At 68.1% G+C, this 18432-nt stretch carries 15 protein-coding genes; 7 read left to right on the top strand and 8 right to left on the bottom strand.

What is annotated here, in order from left to right; all coding sequences use genetic code 11:
- Positions 1-42: 42 nt before the first annotated feature.
- A complete protein-coding gene (locus EDC02_RS30795) occupies positions 43-1686 on the top strand; it encodes a thiamine pyrophosphate-binding protein (protein WP_123605778.1) in 1644 nt (547 codons plus the stop codon).
- Positions 1687-1792: 106 nt separating this feature from the next.
- Here the strand turns inward: EDC02_RS30795 and EDC02_RS30790 are convergent, their stop codons facing one another.
- The 5 genes from EDC02_RS30790 to EDC02_RS30770 form a co-directional block, all read right to left on the bottom strand.
- Entirely contained in the window at positions 1793-2809 is a 1017-nt protein-coding gene (locus EDC02_RS30790; protein ID WP_123605777.1) for an NAD(P)-dependent oxidoreductase, read from the bottom strand.
- Positions 2810-2822: 13 nt separating this feature from the next.
- Positions 2823-3845, bottom strand: a complete 1023-nt coding sequence (locus EDC02_RS30785; protein ID WP_123605776.1) for an NAD(P)-dependent oxidoreductase — start codon at positions 3843-3845, stop codon at positions 2823-2825.
- Positions 3846-3917: 72 nt separating this feature from the next.
- Positions 3918-4937, bottom strand: a complete 1020-nt coding sequence (locus tag EDC02_RS30780) for an NAD(P)-dependent oxidoreductase (protein WP_123605775.1) — start codon at positions 4935-4937, stop codon at positions 3918-3920.
- Between the two features lie 112 nt (positions 4938-5049).
- A complete protein-coding gene (locus tag EDC02_RS30775; RefSeq protein WP_123605774.1) occupies positions 5050-5871 on the bottom strand; it encodes an ABC transporter permease in 822 nt (273 codons plus the stop codon).
- Positions 5868-6818, bottom strand: a complete 951-nt coding sequence (locus tag EDC02_RS30770; protein WP_123607259.1) for an ATP-binding cassette domain-containing protein — start codon at positions 6816-6818, stop codon at positions 5868-5870. The genes EDC02_RS30775 and EDC02_RS30770 overlap by 4 nt, the downstream gene beginning before the upstream one ends.
- A 327-nt stretch (positions 6819-7145) precedes the next feature.
- On the opposite strand from EDC02_RS30770, the gene EDC02_RS30765 reads away from it, so the two are divergent.
- The 6 genes from EDC02_RS30765 (at position 7146) to EDC02_RS30740 (ending at position 14548) form a co-directional block, all read left to right on the top strand.
- On the top strand, positions 7146-8120 hold the full coding sequence (locus EDC02_RS30765) for a Gfo/Idh/MocA family protein (protein WP_123605773.1): 975 nt from the start codon (positions 7146-7148) through the stop codon (positions 8118-8120).
- Positions 8121-8220: 100 nt separating this feature from the next.
- Positions 8221-9738 (top strand): ABC transporter substrate-binding protein, encoded by a 1518-nt coding sequence (locus tag EDC02_RS30760; RefSeq protein ID WP_158632372.1) that lies wholly within the window; start codon positions 8221-8223, stop codon positions 9736-9738.
- Between the two features lie 28 nt (positions 9739-9766).
- Positions 9767-10720 carry an ABC transporter permease gene (locus EDC02_RS30755; RefSeq protein ID WP_123605771.1) on the top strand — a complete coding sequence of 318 codons (954 nt, stop codon included), beginning with the start codon at positions 9767-9769 and terminating at the stop codon, positions 10718-10720.
- 49 nt (positions 10721-10769) lie between these two features.
- Entirely contained in the window at positions 10770-11624 is an 855-nt protein-coding gene (locus EDC02_RS30750; RefSeq protein WP_233606533.1) for an ABC transporter permease, read from the top strand.
- A 60-nt stretch (positions 11625-11684) separates the two neighbouring features.
- Positions 11685-12656, top strand: coding sequence for an agmatinase (speB, locus tag EDC02_RS30745; protein ID WP_123605769.1), 972 nt, complete (start codon positions 11685-11687; stop codon positions 12654-12656).
- Entirely contained in the window at positions 12653-14548 is a 1896-nt protein-coding gene (locus EDC02_RS30740; RefSeq protein ID WP_199757976.1) for an ABC transporter ATP-binding protein, read from the top strand. The genes speB and EDC02_RS30740 overlap by 4 nt, the downstream gene beginning before the upstream one ends.
- A 25-nt stretch (positions 14549-14573) precedes the next feature.
- Here the strand turns inward: EDC02_RS30740 and EDC02_RS30735 are convergent, their stop codons facing one another.
- The 3 genes from EDC02_RS30735 to EDC02_RS30725 form a co-directional block, all read right to left on the bottom strand.
- Positions 14574-15875: an MFS transporter gene (locus tag EDC02_RS30735; protein WP_158632371.1), complete on the bottom strand. Its 1302-nt coding sequence runs from the start codon at positions 15873-15875 to the stop codon at positions 14574-14576.
- Complete coding sequence (locus EDC02_RS30730; RefSeq protein ID WP_233606532.1) at positions 15872-17158, bottom strand: MFS transporter; 1287 nt, start codon at positions 17156-17158, stop codon at positions 15872-15874. Before EDC02_RS30730 ends, EDC02_RS30735 begins: the two co-directional genes overlap by 4 nt.
- Positions 17159-17375: 217 nt before the next feature.
- Entirely contained in the window at positions 17376-17987 is a 612-nt protein-coding gene (locus EDC02_RS30725) for a GntR family transcriptional regulator (RefSeq protein WP_233606700.1), read from the bottom strand.
- Between the last annotated feature and the right edge of the window lie 445 nt (positions 17988-18432).

Here is an 18432-nt window from a genome sequence, read left to right as displayed (position 1 = left end):
CCGGCACAGGGAGAGCAGGATGACCAGACGCGGAGGCATGGAATGACGTACGCCGCCGACGCGGGCCGATCCGGCAACGGCGGCTCCGCCGTGGTCTCCGCCCTGGTGGCCGAGGGCGTGGAGGTCGTCTTCGGCATCCCCGGCACCCACAACCTGGAGCTCTACCGGGCCCTGGCGGACACCTCGATCCGCCACGTCACGACCCGCCACGAGCAGGGCGCCGGCTACGCCGCCGACGGCTATGCCCGTGCCACCGGGCGTCCCGGCGTCTGTCTCGTCACCAGCGGTCCGGCGGTCAACAACATCGCCTCGGCCGTCGGCACCGCCCACGCCGACTCGATCCCGTTGCTCGTCGTCGCACCGGGACCGCCGCGCGGGCTGGAAGGTGCCGACATCGGCAGCCTGCACGAGATGCGTGACCAGCGTGGTCACATGGCAGGCGTGGCCGAACGCAGCGTACGGGTGGACAGCGCGGCGCAGGCCGCGACCGTGATCCACGAAACCTTCGCCCACTGGCGGACCGCCCGGCAGCGACCGGTGTTCCTGGAGGTGCCGCTCGACGTCCTCGACGCTGCCTGGGACGGCCGGCATCCGCCGTCGCCGTCGCCCCCGCCGGTGCCGGCCGCCTCGTCCGACGACCTGGACCGCGCCATCGAGCTGCTGGTCTCAGCGGAACAGCCGGCTCTGCTCGTCGGACGCGGAGCCACCGGCGCCGCGCGCGAGGTGCGCCGCCTGGCCGAACTGCTGGCCGCTCCCGTCGTCACCACCGTCACCGGCAAGGGCGTCCTCGACGAGACGCACCCGCTGTCGGTCGGTGCGTCGGTGCGGCTCGCGCCCGCGCAGGAACTGCTCACCGCCGCCGACACGGTCCTGCTCGTGGGCAGCGGACTGTCCGACGCGGAGCTGTGGGGGTGGCGGCCCGAGCTGCCGGGTGCTGTCATCAGGATCGACATCGACCCCGGTTCGCTGACGAGGAACCTCGTACCGGCGCTCGCGTTGCACGCCGACGCCAGCGCGGCGCTGCACGCCCTGGCCGAGCGGATCGCGAGCGAGCGTCCCGGGGCGGTGAGCGCGGCGACCCGACGCGCGGCATCGGAGCGGGCCGGCCACGCACGCGTCGCATCGGCGGCAGCGGCCGCCCGGGACGCCGGGCCGTGGGCCCACCTCAACCAGGCGCTCAGCGCCGCCCTGCCGGCCACCACCATCGTCGCTGGCGACAGCTCACAGGTGACCTACTACGGCACCGCCCATCACTGGACCGCGCGGGCGCCGATGCGGCTGCTCTATCCGACGATCTACGCCACCCTCGGCTACGGGCTTCCCGCCGGTATCGGCGCCAAGCTGGGACGACCGTCGGCACCCGTGGTCGTGCTCGTCGGCGACGGCGCGTTCATGTTCTCCGTCGCCGAACTCGCGACGGCCGTCGAACAGGGGCTCGCCCTGCCGATCGTCGTGGTGAACAACCACGGCTTCGCAGAGATCCGGGACGGCATGCTCACGGCCGGCATCGCCCCGGTCGGGGTGGACCTGGTGACACCCGATTTCGTACTCCTCGGCCGCGCGTTCGGTGCGCACGGCGTCCGGGTCACCGGTATCGACGAACTCGTCGACGCGACGCGTCTCGCACTCACAGCGGACCGGCCCACCGTCATCGAGGTCGATGCGGACACCGCCGGGTGGCAGTGACGCCTGCGCCCCAGCACTGCCGGTGCCGGGGTCGAGGGCAGCCTCGACCCCGGCGAGGTAGGCGTGCCGGCGGTGTGCGAAGGGTGCCGGTCGTGGCACCACCGGCTCAGCCTTTCCAGTTGGCCTTGATGTCTGCGACGATCGCCCGCGCGATGTGCAGGGTCTGCGCTCCGCGTGAGGCGTAGGTGGCGCCGCCGTTGTGGGGGGTGAGGACGACGTTGTCCATCTTGCGGAGCTCCGCCGGTACGTACGCGTCGTGGACGACCGGCGGCTCGCTGCGGAACACCTCGAGGCCGGCACCGGCGATCGTGCCGTCCTGCAGCGCCCGGATCAACGCCGGCTCATCGACGATGCGGCCCCGCGCGACATTGATGAAGTACGCCGTCGGCTTCATCATCTTGAACTGCTTCTCGCCGACGAGCTCGTGGTTGGCGTCCTCGAAGTTGACCAACAGGCAGACGTAGTCCGACTGGGTGAACAGCTCGTCAGGTTCGGCCCACTGGACGCCCCACTTCGCTTCCTCCTCGGGAGTCAACCGGGTGCGCTTGTTGTACAGGACGGTCATGTCCATGTTGGTGAGCACCCGGGCCGCCTGTTTGGCGACCTTGCCGAAGCCGTAGAGGCCGACTGTCTTGCCGGTGGTGCCCTGGCCCATGAACTGCATCGTCATCTCTTGGAAAAATCCGACGCCACGCAGATAGTGGTCGGATTCGGTGACCCGGTACGCGAGGTTGAGCAGCAGCGCCACCATCAGTTGGCCGGTGGCCCGTGGGTTCAGCCCGTAGCCCTCCATCGTGTACCCGTCCGGGTCGGCCGGTGGCTCGGGGCGCTTGGCTTCCAGGATCCGGACGCCGGAGGCCTTGATCGCCTCGGCGTCGTGCAGGTCGGCCCGGTAGCCGGAGGTCCCGATGCCGACGAGCTTGGAGCCGGGCCCGAACAGGGACGCCCGGATCGGTGTGTGGTGCATGCAGAACAGGTAGTGTGAGCGGCGCGCCGCGCTCGCCAGTTCGTCCAGGCTCGCGTCGCGGTGGGTCCAGGGGAAGACCTCCACGTCGCCGTACTGGCGCATCAGCTCGAGTGCTGGATCGGGAATCGGCAGCGGCACATAGATCTTGGGAAGCACAGGTTGCTCCTTCTCAGTTCTTCCAGTTGGCTTTGATGTCTGCGACGATCGCTTCGGCGGTGCGCAGGGTCTGTGCCCCGCGTGAGGCGTAGGTGGCGCCGCCGTTGTGCGGGGTGAGGACGACGTTGTCCATCTTGCGGAACTCGGCCGGCACGTAGGCGTCGTGGACAACCGGGGGTTCGGTACGGAAGGCCTCGAGCCCGGCGCCGGCGATGGTCCCGTCGCGCAGCGCGGCGATGAGTGCCTGCTCGTCGACGAGGCGGCCGCGTGCCACGTTGATGAAGTACGCGGTCGGCTTCATCAGTTTGAACTCGCGCTCGCCGAACAACTCGGCGTTGTCGGCCGTGTAGTTGACCAACAGGCAGACGTAGTCGGATCGGGTGATGAGGTCGTCCGCATCGGCGACCCACTGGACCCCCCACTTCGCCTCATCTGCCGGGGTCAGGCGGGTGCGTTTGGTGTACAGCACCTCCATGTCCATCGCCGACAGCAGGCGGGCCGCCTGTTTGGCGACCTTGCCGAAGCCGTAGAGGCCGACGGTCTTGCCGGTGGTGCCGTGGCCCATGAACTGCATTGTCATTTCCTGGAAGAAGCCGTTCGCCCGGCAGAACATGTCGGACTCGTTCACCCGGTAGGCGCAGTTCAGCAGCAGCGCCACCATCAACTGCCCGGTGGCCCGCGGGTTGAGCCCGTAGCCGTCCCAGGAGAAGCCGTCCGGATCGTCGTCGGGCGGCGAGGGGCGCACAGCAGTCAGCATCCGAACCCCGGAGGAGGCGATCGCCTCGAGGTCGTGCAACTCCGGGTCCGGCCCGGAATATCCGATACCCACCAGTTGCGAGCCAGGGCCGAACAAGGACGCGCGGATCGGTGTCTCGTGCATGCAGAACAGGTAGTGCGAACGTACGGACGCACTCTCCAGTTCATCGAGACTGACATCACGGTTGGTCCATGGAAAGACTTCGACGTGGCCGTGCTCGCGCAGCAGTTCGAGCGCGGGCTGGGGAATCGGCTGGGTGACGAAGATTCTGGGACGCATCGGAGCCCTCCTTTTCGAAGTCGCTGGTCTCTCGGCACGTGACGCCGTACGTCGGCGCCGCGTGGCTGGGTGTCAGCCCGTCCAGTTGGCTTTGATCTCCTCGACCAGCGCTTCGGCGATCCGTAGCGTCTGGGCGCCGCGCGAGGCGTAGGTGGCGCCGCCGTTGTGCGGGGTGAGGACGACGTTGTCCATCTTGCGCAACCTTTCGTCGACGTAGGGGTCGACGACGTTCGGTGGTTCGGTCCAGAAGACCTCGAGACCGGCACCGGCGATGGTCCCGTCGGTGAGTGCGGCGATGAGGGCGTCCTGGTCCACCAGCCGGCCCCGTGCCACGTTGATGAAGTACGCGGTCGGCTTCATCAGTTTGAACTCGCGCTCGCCGAACATCTTCAGCTTGCTGTCGTCGAAGTCGACCAGCAGGCAGACGTAGTCGGACCGCGCGACGAGGTCGTCCGGGTCGGCGCACCAGGTGACGCCCCATTTGGTCTCGTCATCGGTGCTCAGGCGGGTGCGTTTGGTGTACAGCACCTCCATGTCCATCGCCGAGAGCAGGCGGGCCGCCTGTTTGGCGACCTTGCCGAAGCCGTAGAGGCCGACGGTCTTGCCGGTGGTGCCGTGGCCCATGAACTGCATTGTCATTTCCTGGAAGAAGCCGTTCGCCCGGCAGAACATGTCGGACTCGTTCACCCGGTAGGCGCAGTTCAGCAGCAGCGCCACCATCAACTGCCCGGTCGCGCGCGGATTCAGGCCGTAACCGTCGAGGCTGTAGCCGTCCGGATCATCCGTCGGCACGACCGGCTTGGACATGATCTGCTTCACGCCGGCGGCCTTCATCGCCGCCAGGTCGTGCAGGTCCTCGCGGGCCAGCTGCATGCCAATTCCCTTGAGTCGGCTACCGGGGCCGAAATACCGGGCCCGGACCGGCACGGTGTGCATGATGAAGAAGTAGTCGCTGCGCTGCGCCGCGCTCTCCAGCTCGTCGATGCTCACTTCTCGATGCGTCCAGGGGAAGACCTCGAGGTCGGCGACCTCGGCCATCAGGTCGAGCGCGGGTTGGGGAATCGGTTGGGAGACGAAGATCTTTGGCCGCATCGGCTACTCCTTGTCGAACTTTGCGAAGGCTTGGGGGCGGGGGCGACACCCGGCGCGACTGGTCGAACGGTCACGCGTCTTCTCGGAGAGCGGTTCCCCAGCCGGGAGGCTTTCACTTGTCCCGGGTGAAACGTCGCACCGCCAGGGCCGTGAAGACGACGGTGAGTCCCACGGTCCAGGCCAGGTACTGCAGGAACGACGGGAGCAGTGGGCCCCCGTGGGTCAGAGCGCGGGCGGTGTCGACGACGGCCGACACCGGATTGACCCGAGCGAAGGACGCCAGCCAATCGGGCATGCTGGCGATGGGCGCGAATCCGGAACTTCCGAAGACGAGCGGCAACGTCGGAGTGATCAGCCAGGTCTGCGCTGTCTCGCCGTCGCGTACCGCCAGCCCGACCCAGGTCGAGAACGAGGTCACGGCCAAGGCCCACAGCGCGATGACCGCGGTCGCCGCGACGCCGCGCAGGAAGCCGGTCTCGAAACGGAAGCCAATGACCGTGACGGCGACGATCATGAGGATGGTGATCTGAATGGCGCTCTTGGCCGTGTCACCCAGCGTCCGTCCGAGGAGCACCGCCGATCGCGCGATCGGCAAGGTACGGAACCGGTCGTTGATGCCAGCGTCCGCGTCGTGGGAGACCGCGACACCGGTCCGCATCGCCTGGACCATCACCGCCTGGGTGAGCACTCCCGGGATGACGTACTGCCGGTAGGGCATGCCCGAGACGGTCGCGACCTGGTCGAGGACGTACGCGAACAGCACCATGTTCGTCAGTGGCTGGATCAGAGACAGTGCCAGCAGTTGCCGGTTCCGCCAGAAGCTCAGCAGGTTGCGGCGGGCGATGGTTCCGATGTTCTCGATCGCGTGCGGCAGGGTGACGTAGCGCCGCACTGTGACACCGCTGTCCGCGGACCGGCTGCGGACGGGACTCATGGATGCTCCGCCGCGGTGACGACGTCGAAGACTTCGTCCAGGGTCGCGCGGTGAACGTTGATGTCGATGAAATCCAACCCTTCGGCGTCGAGGGCACGGACGGCCGCCGCGACCGTGAAGGTGCCGGACTGGACCCGGAACCGGGCTTGGGCGGAGCCGACGTTCACCGTGACGGTCGAGTCGTCGAGGCCGGCGGTGAGGGCGAGAGACTTCGCGGCCCGACGCGCGTCGGCGTCACTTGCGGCATGGACCTCCACGATCTCGCCGCCGTAGGCCAGCTTGAGTTCGGGCGGGGTTCCGACAGCGACGGTTCTGCCATGGTTGATCACGGTGATGTTGTCGGCGAGACGGTCGGCCTCTTCGAGGTACTGCGTGGTGAGGATGACGCAGGTGCCGTTGTCGCGGAGGTCCTCGACCACTTCCCACAGGCGTTCCCGGCTCGGCGGGTCCAGGCCCGTGGTGGGTTCGTCGAGGAAGAGCACCTGCGGTGAGGTGATCAGGCTCATGGCGAGGTCGAGACGCCGACGCATCCCACCGGAGAAGGCCCGGGCATGTCGACTGGCGGCCGAGGTCAACTCGAATCGTTCCAGGAGTTCGTCGGCCTTCGCCTTGGCGACCCGGCGGGGTTGTCTGTGCAGGCGAGCGATCAGGATCAGGTTCTCGCGTGCGCTGAGGCCGCCGTCGATCGCGGCGAACTGACCGGTGAGCGCGATGACCGACCGCACCTGGTGCGGCCGGGCGTGAACGTCGTGGCCGGCGACGAAGGCGCGGCCGGAGTCGGCAGTGGTCAGCGTGGTGAGGATCCGGATGGTGGTGGTCTTGCCGGCACCGTTGGGTCCCAGGATCGAGCCGATGGTTCCCGCCGGTGCGACGAGGTTGACGCCGTCGAGGGCCCGGAAGTCACCGAACCGCTTGCATAGATTTTCGGTGAAGACGCCCTCTTGCATGATCTCCCTCGCGAGCAACGCGGCCGCCGACGACGCCCTTTGTCGATTATGCATTATCGGTGGGCACAGTATGCACAGGCGCCGTGTCGCCGCGCAAGGGTGGTCGGCGGGCTCGACGACCGGTCGTCGCCCGCACCCCGGTGGGGGGCGACGTGCCAGGTCACGAGGCACTTGGCCGCCGGGCCGTCTCCGTGTCGGAGCTGTGAAAAAAGTCGATCACGTTAACAACCTGGCCGCCAGGTTAGTAGTGCGTTACACGCCTTGCGCGACGTGCCGGTACGCGCCCAGGATCGGCGCAATCGATTATGCACAACGTTGGAGGCGGAGATGGCAGCAGCAACGCCGAACCTCGGGTGGGGCCTGGTCGGCACGTCCGGCTACGCCGCGCGGGTCTGCGTTCCAGCGGTCACCGAGACTCCGACCGCGCGTCTGCTCGCGGTCGCCAGCAGCAGCCAGGAGCGGGCGGCGACCTTCGCGGCCGACGCGGGGATTCCTTGCGGCTACGGCGACCTCGACGCCCTGCTGGCCAACCCCGACCTCGACGCCGTCTGGATCGCCTCCAGTAGCTACCTGCACTTCGAACACGCCACCCGGGCGATCCGGCACGGCAAACACGTTCTGTTGGAGAAGCCGCTCGCGCTCACCGCCAACGAGGGCTGGGAGCTGGTCAAACTGGCCCAGGCCTCGGGGGTCAGACTCGCCACCGGCTACCAGGCGCGCTACGTCCCCGGCCACATCAGGATGCGGGAGCTTGTTACCGCCGGTGCGATCGGGCGGATCGTGACCGCTCGGAGCCTCTACGGCATGCGGCGGGACTCGGCGCCGAAGACGTGGCGCGGACACAAGGAGACCGCCCGCTGGGGGGTGCTGGCCGACATCGGCACCCACCACGTCGACCTGCTCCGGATGCTGCTCGGCGAGGTCGAGTCCGCCATCGGCCTCACCGCCGCCCAACGCGGGTACGAGACCGAGGATCTGGCCGTCGCGGCGCTGCGGTTCTCCGGCGACGTGCTGGCGACCCTGACCGCGACGGCGAGCTACTACCGACCGACCACCGTCGTCGAGGTGACCGGTACGCAGGGCGCTCTCGTCGCCACCGACACGTCCCCGACCGGGCAGGGCCGGGTCGTGTTGCACCACGCCGATGGCGGCACCGAAGACATCACCGGTGAGACCCCCCACTCCGCGCAGGCGCAGCTGGCAACGGTGACAGCCGCGTTCCTGGGCGAGGACGTCGCCTACGCGACGGGCGAAGACGGAGCCCGAAATCTGGACGTTCTCGAACAGATCGCCCCGGCCTGACTCCGAACCGTCTGCGGTCTCACCTATTACTACCCACATAGGAAGGTGTCACATGGGTCCACGACTCAGTCGACGTTCAATACTGGTAGCGGGTGTCGGAATGGTCGGTCTGGCGGCCACCGCCGCCTGCGGTGCCGACTCGCCCTCGACCTCGGCCTCCCCGGGCGCCTCGCCGGGCACACCCCGCAGGGGTGGCAAGCTGCGCGTCGGCGTGATCGGCAGCTCCGGCAACATCTACGACCCGCACTTCACGTCGTCGGACACGGACCAGGGCCGTGGCCAGCAGATCGCCGACAGTCTCGCCCTTCTCGCCCCGGATCTGCCGTACCGTGCCGAGCTGGCGTTGGCCGAGTCGTTCGAGATGAACGCCGACGCCACGGTGGCGACGATCCGGCTGCGCAGTGGGGTCGAGTTCCACCACGGCAAGTCGCTGACCGCCGACGATCTCATCTTCTCGTTGCAACGCATCCTGGATCCGGACAACCCGGGCCGGGCGGCGTCGGCGCTGGCGTCGATCGACCCCAACGCCATCAAGAAGCTCGACAACCTCACGGTCGAACTCACCCTGAAGACCCCGGACTCGCTGCTGCCCACCCGCTGGGGATCGTCGCAGACGAGTATCCTCCCCACCGACTTCGACCCGGCCAAGCCGGTCGGCACCGGGCCGTGGGTCATGCAGAGCTTCCAGGCCGGCGCACGCTCCACGTACAAGGCCTTCCCGAACTACTGGCGCGAGGGACAGCCGTACCTCGACGAACTCGAGATCATCGACTTCGCCGACAACACGCCGCGGATGGCCGCACTCCTCGCCGGCCAGGTCGACGCGATCGACGGTGTCGACTCCACCCTGATCCCCCAACTGCCCCCGACCGGGTTCACCACGGTCATCACGAAGTCGGGCTTCTACCAGCCGATCACGATGCGGGTGGACTCCGCGCCGTTCAACGACCCCAACGTGCGTCTCGCCATGAAGCTGCTCGTCGACCGTGAGCAGATGGTGCAGCAGGCGTACAGCGGCCTCGGTGAGATCGCCAACGACATGCCCTGCCCCGGCGACCCGGGCTACCCGGACCTGCCGCAGCGCGAGCAGGACATCGAGCAGGCGAAGAGTCTGCTGAAGAACGCCGGCTACGAAGGGCTGACGATCACCCTCAACACGAGCGCCCAGAACGGTGGCATGGTCAACTCCGCACAGGTCTACGCCGAGCAGGCCAAGGCCGCCGGGGTCACGGTGAACATCAACATCCAGGACGCCGCGACGTGGAGCGCCAACCACAAGGAAGACCAGTTCAAGCAGAACTACTGGGCGGCCGGACTGGTCGGCGGGTCCTGGTCACAGCGGTGGAGCGAGGGTGGTCGTTCCAACGAGAGCCTGTGGCAGGACCCGGAGGGTGACCAGATCTACAACCAGCTGCTGAGCACCACCGACCCCGCGCAGCAGGCCGAGTACTCCGGCCAGCTGTTGACGAAGCTGTACGAGTCGGGACCGGACATCATCCACTCCTTCAAGAGCAACGTCGACCTGACCACCGACAAGCTCAAGGGTGTGATCCCGATGGAGTCGAACGGCTGGAACCTCGGCAGCTGGCGCTACCGCCTGATGTGGCTCGAAGGCTAGTAGAACTCATTCTCCGACGGGTGGCGTCATGATCCGATCGATCCTGCTTCGGCGACTGATCAGCGGGGTGATCACCCTCTGGTTGATCTCCGTCGTGATCTTCGCGGTGCTGCACGTCCTTCCTGGCGACCCGCGCCTCATCGCGCTCGGCGACGAGTACACGCAGGAGCAGTGGGACGCGATGACTCGCGAGATGCAGTTGGATCAGCCGCTGCTCACCCAGTACGGCAGTTGGCTCAAGGGATTGGTCACGCTCGACTGGGGCAATTCGCTCATGTCGCCGTACCCGATCTCCGAGCTGCTCGGTAGCGCCGTCTACTACACCGCGCTGCTCACGTTCTTCGTGATGATCCTGGTGATTCCGATAGCCACGGTGATCGGAGTGTACAGCGCCGTACACTCCGGTCGCCTGGCGGACAACATCGCCTCCTTCCTGACGCTGAGCCTCGCCGCGATGCCAGGATTCGCCATCGCTGTTCTGACGATCTATTTCCTCGCCACGAACGTTTTCCGGATATTCCCAGGGTCGAGCATCTTCGACCCTAACGTCTCCGTCTGGAGTCAGCTCGAACTCTTCGCGCTTCCCGTCCTCGCCTCGGTGCTCGGGCTGATCCCGTACCCGATCAGGATGGTGCGTGCCGCCATGATCGAGGCGCTGGAGAGCGACGCCGTCATGGTCGCCCGCCTCAAGGGACTACCCGAACGCACCGTGATCTTTCGGCACGCGCTGCGTATGTGCCTCGGTCCGATCGTGCAGGCTTTCGGGTTGACGCTCGTGTTTCTCTCCGGAGGCACGATCATCGTCGAGACGGTGTTCTCGTATCCCGGCGTCGGGTACGAACTGATTCAGGGGGTCGGCCGGCGCGACTTTCCGGTCATCCAGACCCTTGTCGTGATCCTGGCCTTCTTCACCATCGTGTTGAACCTGTTGACGGACCTGGCCGTCATGATCGTCACCCCTCGCCTCAGGACGAGAATGTGAGGACCCGATGACGACAGAAGTTGTCGATCCGCCCGCTACCCCAATTGCGGTGGATGCGCGACCATCGGTGGCACGGCAGCGCGGATTCATCCGGCGGGCACTGAAACTCGGCCGGACCCGGGTGGGTATCGCGGCCGTGCTCGCGGTGGTTCTCTTCGCGATCGTCGGGCCGTACTTCGCCCCGTTCTCGACCACCGAGTTCGTCGGCATTCCGTTCTCCGGGCCCGGCGGCGAAGCGCTCTCCGGCACCGACCGGATCGGCCGTGACGTCTGGACGCGATTCCTCTCGGGCGGTCGCGACCTGCTCGTCGTCAGCGCGTTCGCGACGATCCTGGGCGTCGCCGTGGGCACCATCATCGGACTTGTCGCCGGCTACACCAAGAAGGTCGTCGACGAGACCCTGATGCGCTTCGTCGACCTGATGATGGCCTTCCCCGGGTTGGCCTTCTCACTCCTGGTCATAACGGTCGCCGGTGCCCAGACCTGGGTCCTCGTCGTCGCTGTCGGCGTCGGCCTGTTCCCGCATACCGCGCGGGTGGTGCGCTCCGCGACGGTCGGTGTCGCCGAGTCCGACTACGTTCGGTACAGCGAGGCGACGGGCACACCCACCCGCCGTATTCTCTTCTCCGAGATCCTGCCGAACATCCTCGTGCCGTTGTCGGTCGAGACCGGGCAGCGCTACACCCTCTCGCTCGGCTCCGTCGCCGGCCTGAACTACCTCGGTCTCGGCGTCAAGCCGCCGGCCGCCGACTGGGGCCTGATGATCCAGGAGAACCAGGCCGGCCTGCTCACGACACCGATGGCGGTCCTCCTACCGGTCATCGCGATCATCGTCGTCACCGTCGGTGCCAACCTGGTGAGCGACGGCCTCGCGGTGGCCGCCGCCGGCGCCGACGGCCGGTGAGCGGCGCGTGGAAAGGAATGCAGCAGTGAGTGCCAGCGGCATGTGGAAGGGAGTGGGGCAATGAGTGACGAGTCACGGTCCGACGGGTCGGACCTGCCCATCGGCCCGCCCGAAGCGACCAGGGTTCCGCGCTACGCCGGACCGGACACCTTCGCCCGGCTGCCCCGCCTGCAGGACGTCTCCCGCGCCGACGTGGCGATCCTCGGCGTGCCGTTCGACAGCGGCGTCTCGTACCGTCCCGGCGCCCGTTTCGGGCCACAGGCGATCCGCGCGGGCTCCAAGTTGCTGCGCAGCTACCACCCGGCGCTCGACGTCGAACCGTGGAAGGTGCTGCAGCTCGCCGATGCCGGAGACGTGGCGGTCAACCCGTTCGACATCGAGGAGGCCGTGGCCGAGGTACAGGTCGCCGCGACGGCGCTCTACCACCAGGTATCCAAGATCGTCACGATCGGTGGCGACCACACGATCGCGCTACCGTTGCTGCGCGCGGCGTACGCCCAGCACGGGCCGATCTCGCTGGTGCACTTCGACGCGCATCTGGACACCTGGGAAAGCTACTTCGGCGCGAGGTACACGCACGGCACACCGTTCCGGCGGGCCGCCGAGGAGGGCATCCTCGCCCTGGACAGCTCCGCGCACGTGGGAATCCGCAACTACGTCTACAGCCCACACGACTTCAGCGAGGACCGGCGGCTGGGCTTCGCCATCGTATCGACGCTGGACATCGCCCGCCGTGGCGTCGACGACGCGATCGACCGCGTACGCGACCGGGTGGGCGACCACCCCGTCTACGTCAGCATCGACATCGACGCGTTGGACCCCGCACACGCCCCCGGGACCGGCACGCCGGAGCCGGGTGGCCTGACCACCCGGGAGCTTCAGCTCATCCTCCACGGGCTGGTCGGCCTGAACATCGTCGGCGCCGACATCGTCGAGGTGTCACCGGCGTACGACCATGCGGAGCTGACCTCGATGGCCGCTGCGGTAGCCGCTTTCGAACTCCTGGCGATGTTCGCGAAGGCCAAGCCATGACCGACGAGATGCCCGCTGGCACCGACGACCACGTACTCGACGTCCGTGGGTTGACCGTCACGGTCGACGCCCGCGAGCCGTACGACATCGTGCGGGAAGTCGACTTCGGGCTGCGGGCCGGTGGGGTCCTCGGCCTGGTGGGCGAATCCGGCTCGGGCAAGACGACGCTGGCGCTGTCGCTACTCGGCTTCGCACGGGACAATCTGACCCTGTCCGGCTCGGTCAAGGTGGCCGGCGTCGAGATGGTCACGGCCACCGAATCGGCGAGGCGAAGCGCCCGTGGGCGGGTGATCTCCTACGTACCGCAGGATCCGATGTCGGCCCTGAACCCGGCGCTGCGGATCGGCACGCAGCTGGCCGAGACCATGGGCGAGTCGCGCTGGCTCCGCAGAGCGGCCGACTGGGACCGGATCCGGCACCTGCTCGAGCGGGTCAAGCTGCCGGCCACAAAAGAGTTCCTGCGGAGGTTCCCACACCAACTCTCCGGCGGACAGCTGCAGCGGGTCACCATCGCGATGGCGATGCTCAACCGGCCGAAGGCCATCGTCTTCGACGAACCGACCACGGGCCTCGACGTCACGACGCAGGCGGCCGTACTCGACACGATCCGCGATGTCATCGCTGAGGAGGGGGTCGCCGCCGTCTACGTCACGCACGACCTCACCGTCGTCGGCACGATCGCCACCAGGATCGCCGTCATGTACTCCGGACTGGTCGTCGAGGACGGCCCGGCGGACGAGATGCTCACCGCCTCGGCGCACCCCTACGCCCGCCGACTCATCCTCGCCACGCCAACGGTCGACCAGCGCCGCAAGCTGGTCGGGATCGCGGGGACGCCACTGAACCCGAAGGAACGCGGCACCGGCTGCCCATTCGCGGCCCGCTGCGATCTGGTCGTCGACGAATGCCTGGTGGCGACGCCGGAGCCCGTAGCGGTCGGGCTCCGACACACGTCGCGGTGCCGGCGGACGGACGTCGTGCTGGCGGCCAGCTACGCCCGCCCCGAAGACACCGGTCCGCAGTGGACACCACCGGAACACCGCGAGCCCGGGCTGCTCTTCGTCCGCAATGTCGACATCAGCTACGGCAGGCGCTATGACGAGAACCGGGTGCTGTTCGGTGTCGACCTGACCGTGCGCGAGGGCGAGTGTGTCGCGCTCGTGGGCGAGTCCGGCAGTGGCAAGACCACCCTGGCCCGCGCGGTCAGCGGCCTGCACAAGGAAGCTGTCGACGGCCGGCTCCACTACGACGGCCAGCGTATGCCGTGGCCATCCGGATCCCGGACGAAGGTCGCCCGCCGCGAGATCCAGTACATCTTCCAGAACCCGTACGGCTCGCTGAACCCGCGCCACACGATCGGCCGGATCATTACCCGGCCGCTGGAGACCTTCGGGATAGTCAAGGGGGCGGCGCGACAGCGCGAGGAGGTGCGCCGGCTGCTTGCCCAGGTCTCCCTTCCCGCCGACTACGAGACGCGCTACCCGGCGCAACTCAGCGGCGGTGAGCGGCAGCGCGTCGCGATCGCCCGCGCGCTCGCCGCCCGGCCCCGGGTGTTGATCTGCGACGAGATCACCTCCGCCCTGGACGTCTCGATCCAGGCGTCGGTACTCGAACTTCTGGTGAAGCTGCGGGTCGAGGAGAACCTCAGCCTGCTGTTCATCACCCACCACATCGGTGTCGTGCGCGCTATCGCGGACTCGGTCGTCGTGCTGCAGAACGGTGTGGTCGTCGAGGCCGGCTCGGCCGATCAGGTCCTGGAAAGCCCGCAGCACCCGTACACCGAGATGCTGCTCCGCGACACCCTCGTCATGCCCGAGGCCGGCAGCGTGGACGCCGACGGCTCGGGCGCCGACAGCCTGAACGCCGGCGGTACCCCGGCGGCCCGCGGGTAAGTTCCATTCGGCGTACGGCCGGTCGTCAGCCGATGGCCACCGGTGGCCACCCCGGTGTACGTCGCCTCGGTCCGACCGGCAGGCACAGGGCGGCCAGCCCCGCGAGCGCCATGGCCACGGCGGAGAGCACGAGGGCCGGCACGAGGCCGAGGTCGGTCGCCGCGAGCCCCCAGCCGACGGCGCCGACCGACTGGCTGCCCATGCGTACGGTCTGGAACAGGGCCATGACCCGCCCTCGGATCGGATCTGGTGCGGTCAGGGCCATGGTGGCCGCCAGTGGTGTCTGCATGACCATCCAGGTGACGCCGAAGACGAACAGGGCTACCGCGGCACCGATCAGGTCCTGGACCAGTGCCAGCGCGCCGAGCGCACCCGCCGAGGCCGCCCCGCCGACCAGCAGACTCGTGTTGTCACTCGCCCGTCGGCGCAGGCCCGGCAGGAGCAGCGCGCCGAATACGCTGCCGGCGCCGGCGGCTGCGAGGAGCAGTCCGTACCCGGTGGCGTCGACGCCGAGGCGCAGCGTCGACACCGACGGCAGCAACGCCCAGACAGCGCTCGACGGGATGCCGATCAGCAACGAGTGCACCAGGATGCGGCGGATCAGCACCGAGCGCCGGACGAAGACCATGCCTTCGACGAGCGCGCGCCGCAGAGCAGGGCGGGTTCTGGCCGGTCGGCCGGGGACCTTGTAGAAGCAGAGCACGACGACGAAGACCAGGTAGGAGAACGCGTCGAGCACGAACACCGTCGACGGTCCGGTCAGGGCGACGAGCAGACCACCGAGCACCGGGCCCAGCACCCGGGCGATGTTGAGGTTCACCTGGGCGAGGGCGACGGCGGAATGCAGCAGGGGCGGGGTGACGAGTTGCGGCACCAGGGCCTGGAAGGCGACCGTCGACAGCGCCGATCCGAGACCGAGTAGCAAGGTGTAGACCAGTAGCGCGGTGGGGCCGAGCCAGCCGAGCAGGCTGGTAACCGCGAGCGCCAGACCCACCAGGGTCTGGAACGCCTGGGACCCGAGCAGGAGCCAGCGCCGGTCGACGAAGTCGGCGATCGCGCCGATCGGCACCGACAGCACCAGCACCGGCATCCGCGCCGCTGCCACGACCAGCGCCGCGAGCAGTACGGCGTTGGCATGTCCGACGATCACCCACTGCGCGCCGACGGTGTGCATCCAGTTGCCCATGTCGCCGGCGAACTCGGCGAGCCACAGCGCCCGGAACACCGGGACGGACAGCGCGGCGAACGGGCCGGGCCCGCTGTCCGTCCGGGTGCGGGCCGTCTGCCGTCTGCCGGGCAGCACCAGCCGTGGGCCGGGCCAGTTCACCAGGTTCGCTCCGGGCCGGTGGCGGCGACTGCCGGTTCGGTCGCCGAGCGGGCGGCCCGGGCGAGCAGGACCGACAGCCCGTACGCGCCGACCAGGCCGAGCAGGCAGAGACCGACCATCGCGTACATCCCGATGGCGAACGAACCGGTCAGGTCCTTGACCTGCCCGAGCCCGAAGGCGAAGCTCAGGCCGCCGATGTTGGCGCAGAGGTTGGACCAGCCGCTGGTCAGGCCGGCGGTGCGCACGCCGAGCACCCTGATCGGGATCTCGAACAGTGGTCCGAAGTAGAACTGGAGGAAGACCGCCTGCACCAGGACCACCACGACGACGACGGGCAGCGAGCGCGCCGAGACCAGGGCCACGATGGTCGCGGTGAGCACCGCCAGCGAGACGCCGATCACCAGGGCGGGGCGCCGCAACCGGTCCGAGACGTGCCCGCCGAGGAAGTTCGACGACGCGGTCACCGCGGCCGCCGCCGCGAGCAACAGGCCCGCCGTGTGCAGGGAGAAGCCTTTCTCCGCGATGAGGTACGTGGGCAGCCAGAAGCCCAGGCCGTTGACCACCGAGTAGCGGACGAACTGCACCCCGCCGGCCACCCACATCACCGGGTGGGCGAGCAGGCCGGGCAACTCCCGTAGCCGTACGTAGGAGTCGCGTTGTCGGGTCGGGCCGGGACTACCGGCGCGCCAGTACAGCGCGGTGACCCCGAGGCCGAGCAGAGAGAAACCCACGAAGATCCACCGCCAGCCGACGTGGCCCACCAGCGCGGGACCCGCCAAGCTCAGCAGGATGTTCGAGGAGAAGCCGCCGGCCACGTAGAGCCCGAGCGCGGTGGCTCGACGGTGTGCCGGGAACTCGTGAGTGATGAGCAGCAGTCCGGGGGCGAAGACGAACGCCCGGGCCAGGCCGGAGAGTGCCTGGTTGACGAGAAGGATGGTGAAGGAGTCCACCAGGGCGAAGGTGAGGGAGCAGAGGTTGAGACCGACCAGGCCCAGCAGGAACAGCCGCTTGGGGCCGAACCGGTCCGCCAGGTATCCGGCCGGGACCTGCATGGCGGCGAACACCAGCAGGGAGACCGCGCCGAGGGTGCCGGCCTGGCCGAAGGTCAGCCCGACATCGTCGCGGATCAGCGGCAGGAACAGGGCGATGCCGCCGAGCGAGAAGCCCTGCGTGCTCTGGCAGATCACGATGAGGGCGATCGCCCACACCGACACCGAGGTTCGGGTCGTCGGCGATGCGGGATCGACCTGTGGTTGCGGTACGGCCACGTCACGTGATTTCAACGCGTGTCCACGTCCGTGACACCACATCTACAGTGGATGAACCCGGCGACATGGTGCCTCTTGTCTCCCTCGTCCGGTCGACGCGATTATGCTACGTACTATAGATTGTGCATAATCTTGGGTGATCAGCATCCACCACCGGCAGGTGATCCGACAAGGGGCGAAACACGATGCTTACAGATGCGTTCCTGATGACCGGCCTGGGACCCGACTGACGTCACCCGTCGCGGTCACGCTCCAGATCGTTGCGGAGCAGGCTCAGAATCGGCTGGCAGTGCTCGTAGGCCAGCCGCGCGGCCTCCTCGCCGTCACCGGCGCGAGCGGCGTCGACCAGTGCCCGGTGTTCACGCCGCGACTGGGCGCGCCGGCCGGGCAGACGAGCACTGTCGGACGGCACGTGCAGTGCACTGAGCGTGAGCAGCTCGGCCAACAGGGCAATCGCCCGATGGCGACCCGACGCTCGGGCCAAGGTCAGATGGAGCTCGCGGTTGAGCAGCGCGTAGCTGTTTCCGACGTCGGCGCGGCTCATCTTGCGGCACAACGCGTCAGCCTCGGCCAGCGTCGCCTCGTCCATCAACGGCACCGCATGCCGCAGATTGTCCGGTTCGACCAGCGCGATCAGTTCCTGCATCTCGATGCACTCGGCAATGGTCAGTTTCCGGACCGCGACGCCACGATGCTCGTCGATCGCGACCAGCCCCTCGGTCGCCAGCGAACGGAACGACTCCCGCACCGGTGTCGTGGACAGTCCGAGCTCCGCGGCGATCTCGACCTGGCGCAGCCGGTCACCCGGCTGGATCAGACCCAACAGGATCCGCTCGCGAAGCACATCCGTTGCCCAGGACTGCGCGGTCTTCGCGGCGCGCGCGACGGTCGGCTGATTGCGTTGCTTGACTGGCGTGGCTATCGCCCGACCTCCTGTTCGCCTGCGGCGGTTGCCAGCTGGCACCGTGCCTGTCTATCAAGGATGTCCCAGCGGCTCACCGGGCCCGGCTCGCACCGCCCGCCAAGCACCTATGCACAATCTACAGCCTAGCGTACGGACCGGATGCGTCGGCGCTACGGGCGGTCGTCGAAGGGTTTCGCACCGGTGGCCGTCTCGTACCCACCCGCTGCCCCACACTTCGACCGCCCGCCGATTCTTAACTTGTTCCTTCTCGGGGAGATCGTTCCAGTTAATCTGGTTGGAAGGCAAATGTCGGTTCGATACCCTTCTTGATCGACGCCAGCGAGACGCTGCACCCGGTGGTGCGCCGGCCCACTGCAAGGTGGGC

Origin of the sequence: Micromonospora sp. Llam0 (assembly GCF_003751085.1) — a bacterium.
In the GTDB taxonomy this organism is placed as follows: domain Bacteria; phylum Actinomycetota; class Actinomycetes; order Mycobacteriales; family Micromonosporaceae; genus Micromonospora_E.
The sequence above is the reverse complement of the archived record's forward strand: the minus strand, read 5'-3'. Positions and strand labels throughout refer to the sequence as shown.

Excerpts from the sequence above, each read along its gene's own strand:
- EDC02_RS30775 (WP_123605774.1), bottom strand. The coding sequence starts at position 5,871 with ATGAGTCCCGTCCGCAGCCGGTCCGCGGACAGCGGTGTCACAGTGCGG.
- EDC02_RS30770 (WP_123607259.1), bottom strand. The coding sequence starts at position 6,818 with ATGCAAGAGGGCGTCTTCACCGAAAATCTATGCAAGCGGTTCGGTGAC.
- EDC02_RS30740 (WP_199757976.1), top strand. The coding sequence starts at position 12,653 with ATGACCGACGAGATGCCCGCTGGCACCGACGACCACGTACTCGACGTC.
- EDC02_RS30780 (WP_123605775.1), bottom strand. The coding sequence starts at position 4,937 with ATGCGGCCAAAGATCTTCGTCTCCCAACCGATTCCCCAACCCGCGCTC.
- EDC02_RS30785 (WP_123605776.1), bottom strand. The coding sequence starts at position 3,845 with ATGCGTCCCAGAATCTTCGTCACCCAGCCGATTCCCCAGCCCGCGCTC.
- EDC02_RS30760 (WP_158632372.1), top strand. The coding sequence starts at position 8,221 with ATGGTCGGTCTGGCGGCCACCGCCGCCTGCGGTGCCGACTCGCCCTCG.
- EDC02_RS30755 (WP_123605771.1), top strand. The coding sequence starts at position 9,767 with ATGATCCGATCGATCCTGCTTCGGCGACTGATCAGCGGGGTGATCACC.
- EDC02_RS30795 (WP_123605778.1), top strand. The coding sequence starts at position 43 with ATGACGTACGCCGCCGACGCGGGCCGATCCGGCAACGGCGGCTCCGCC.
- EDC02_RS30765 (WP_123605773.1), top strand. The coding sequence starts at position 7,146 with ATGGCAGCAGCAACGCCGAACCTCGGGTGGGGCCTGGTCGGCACGTCC.
- speB (WP_123605769.1), top strand. The coding sequence starts at position 11,685 with ATGAGTGACGAGTCACGGTCCGACGGGTCGGACCTGCCCATCGGCCCG.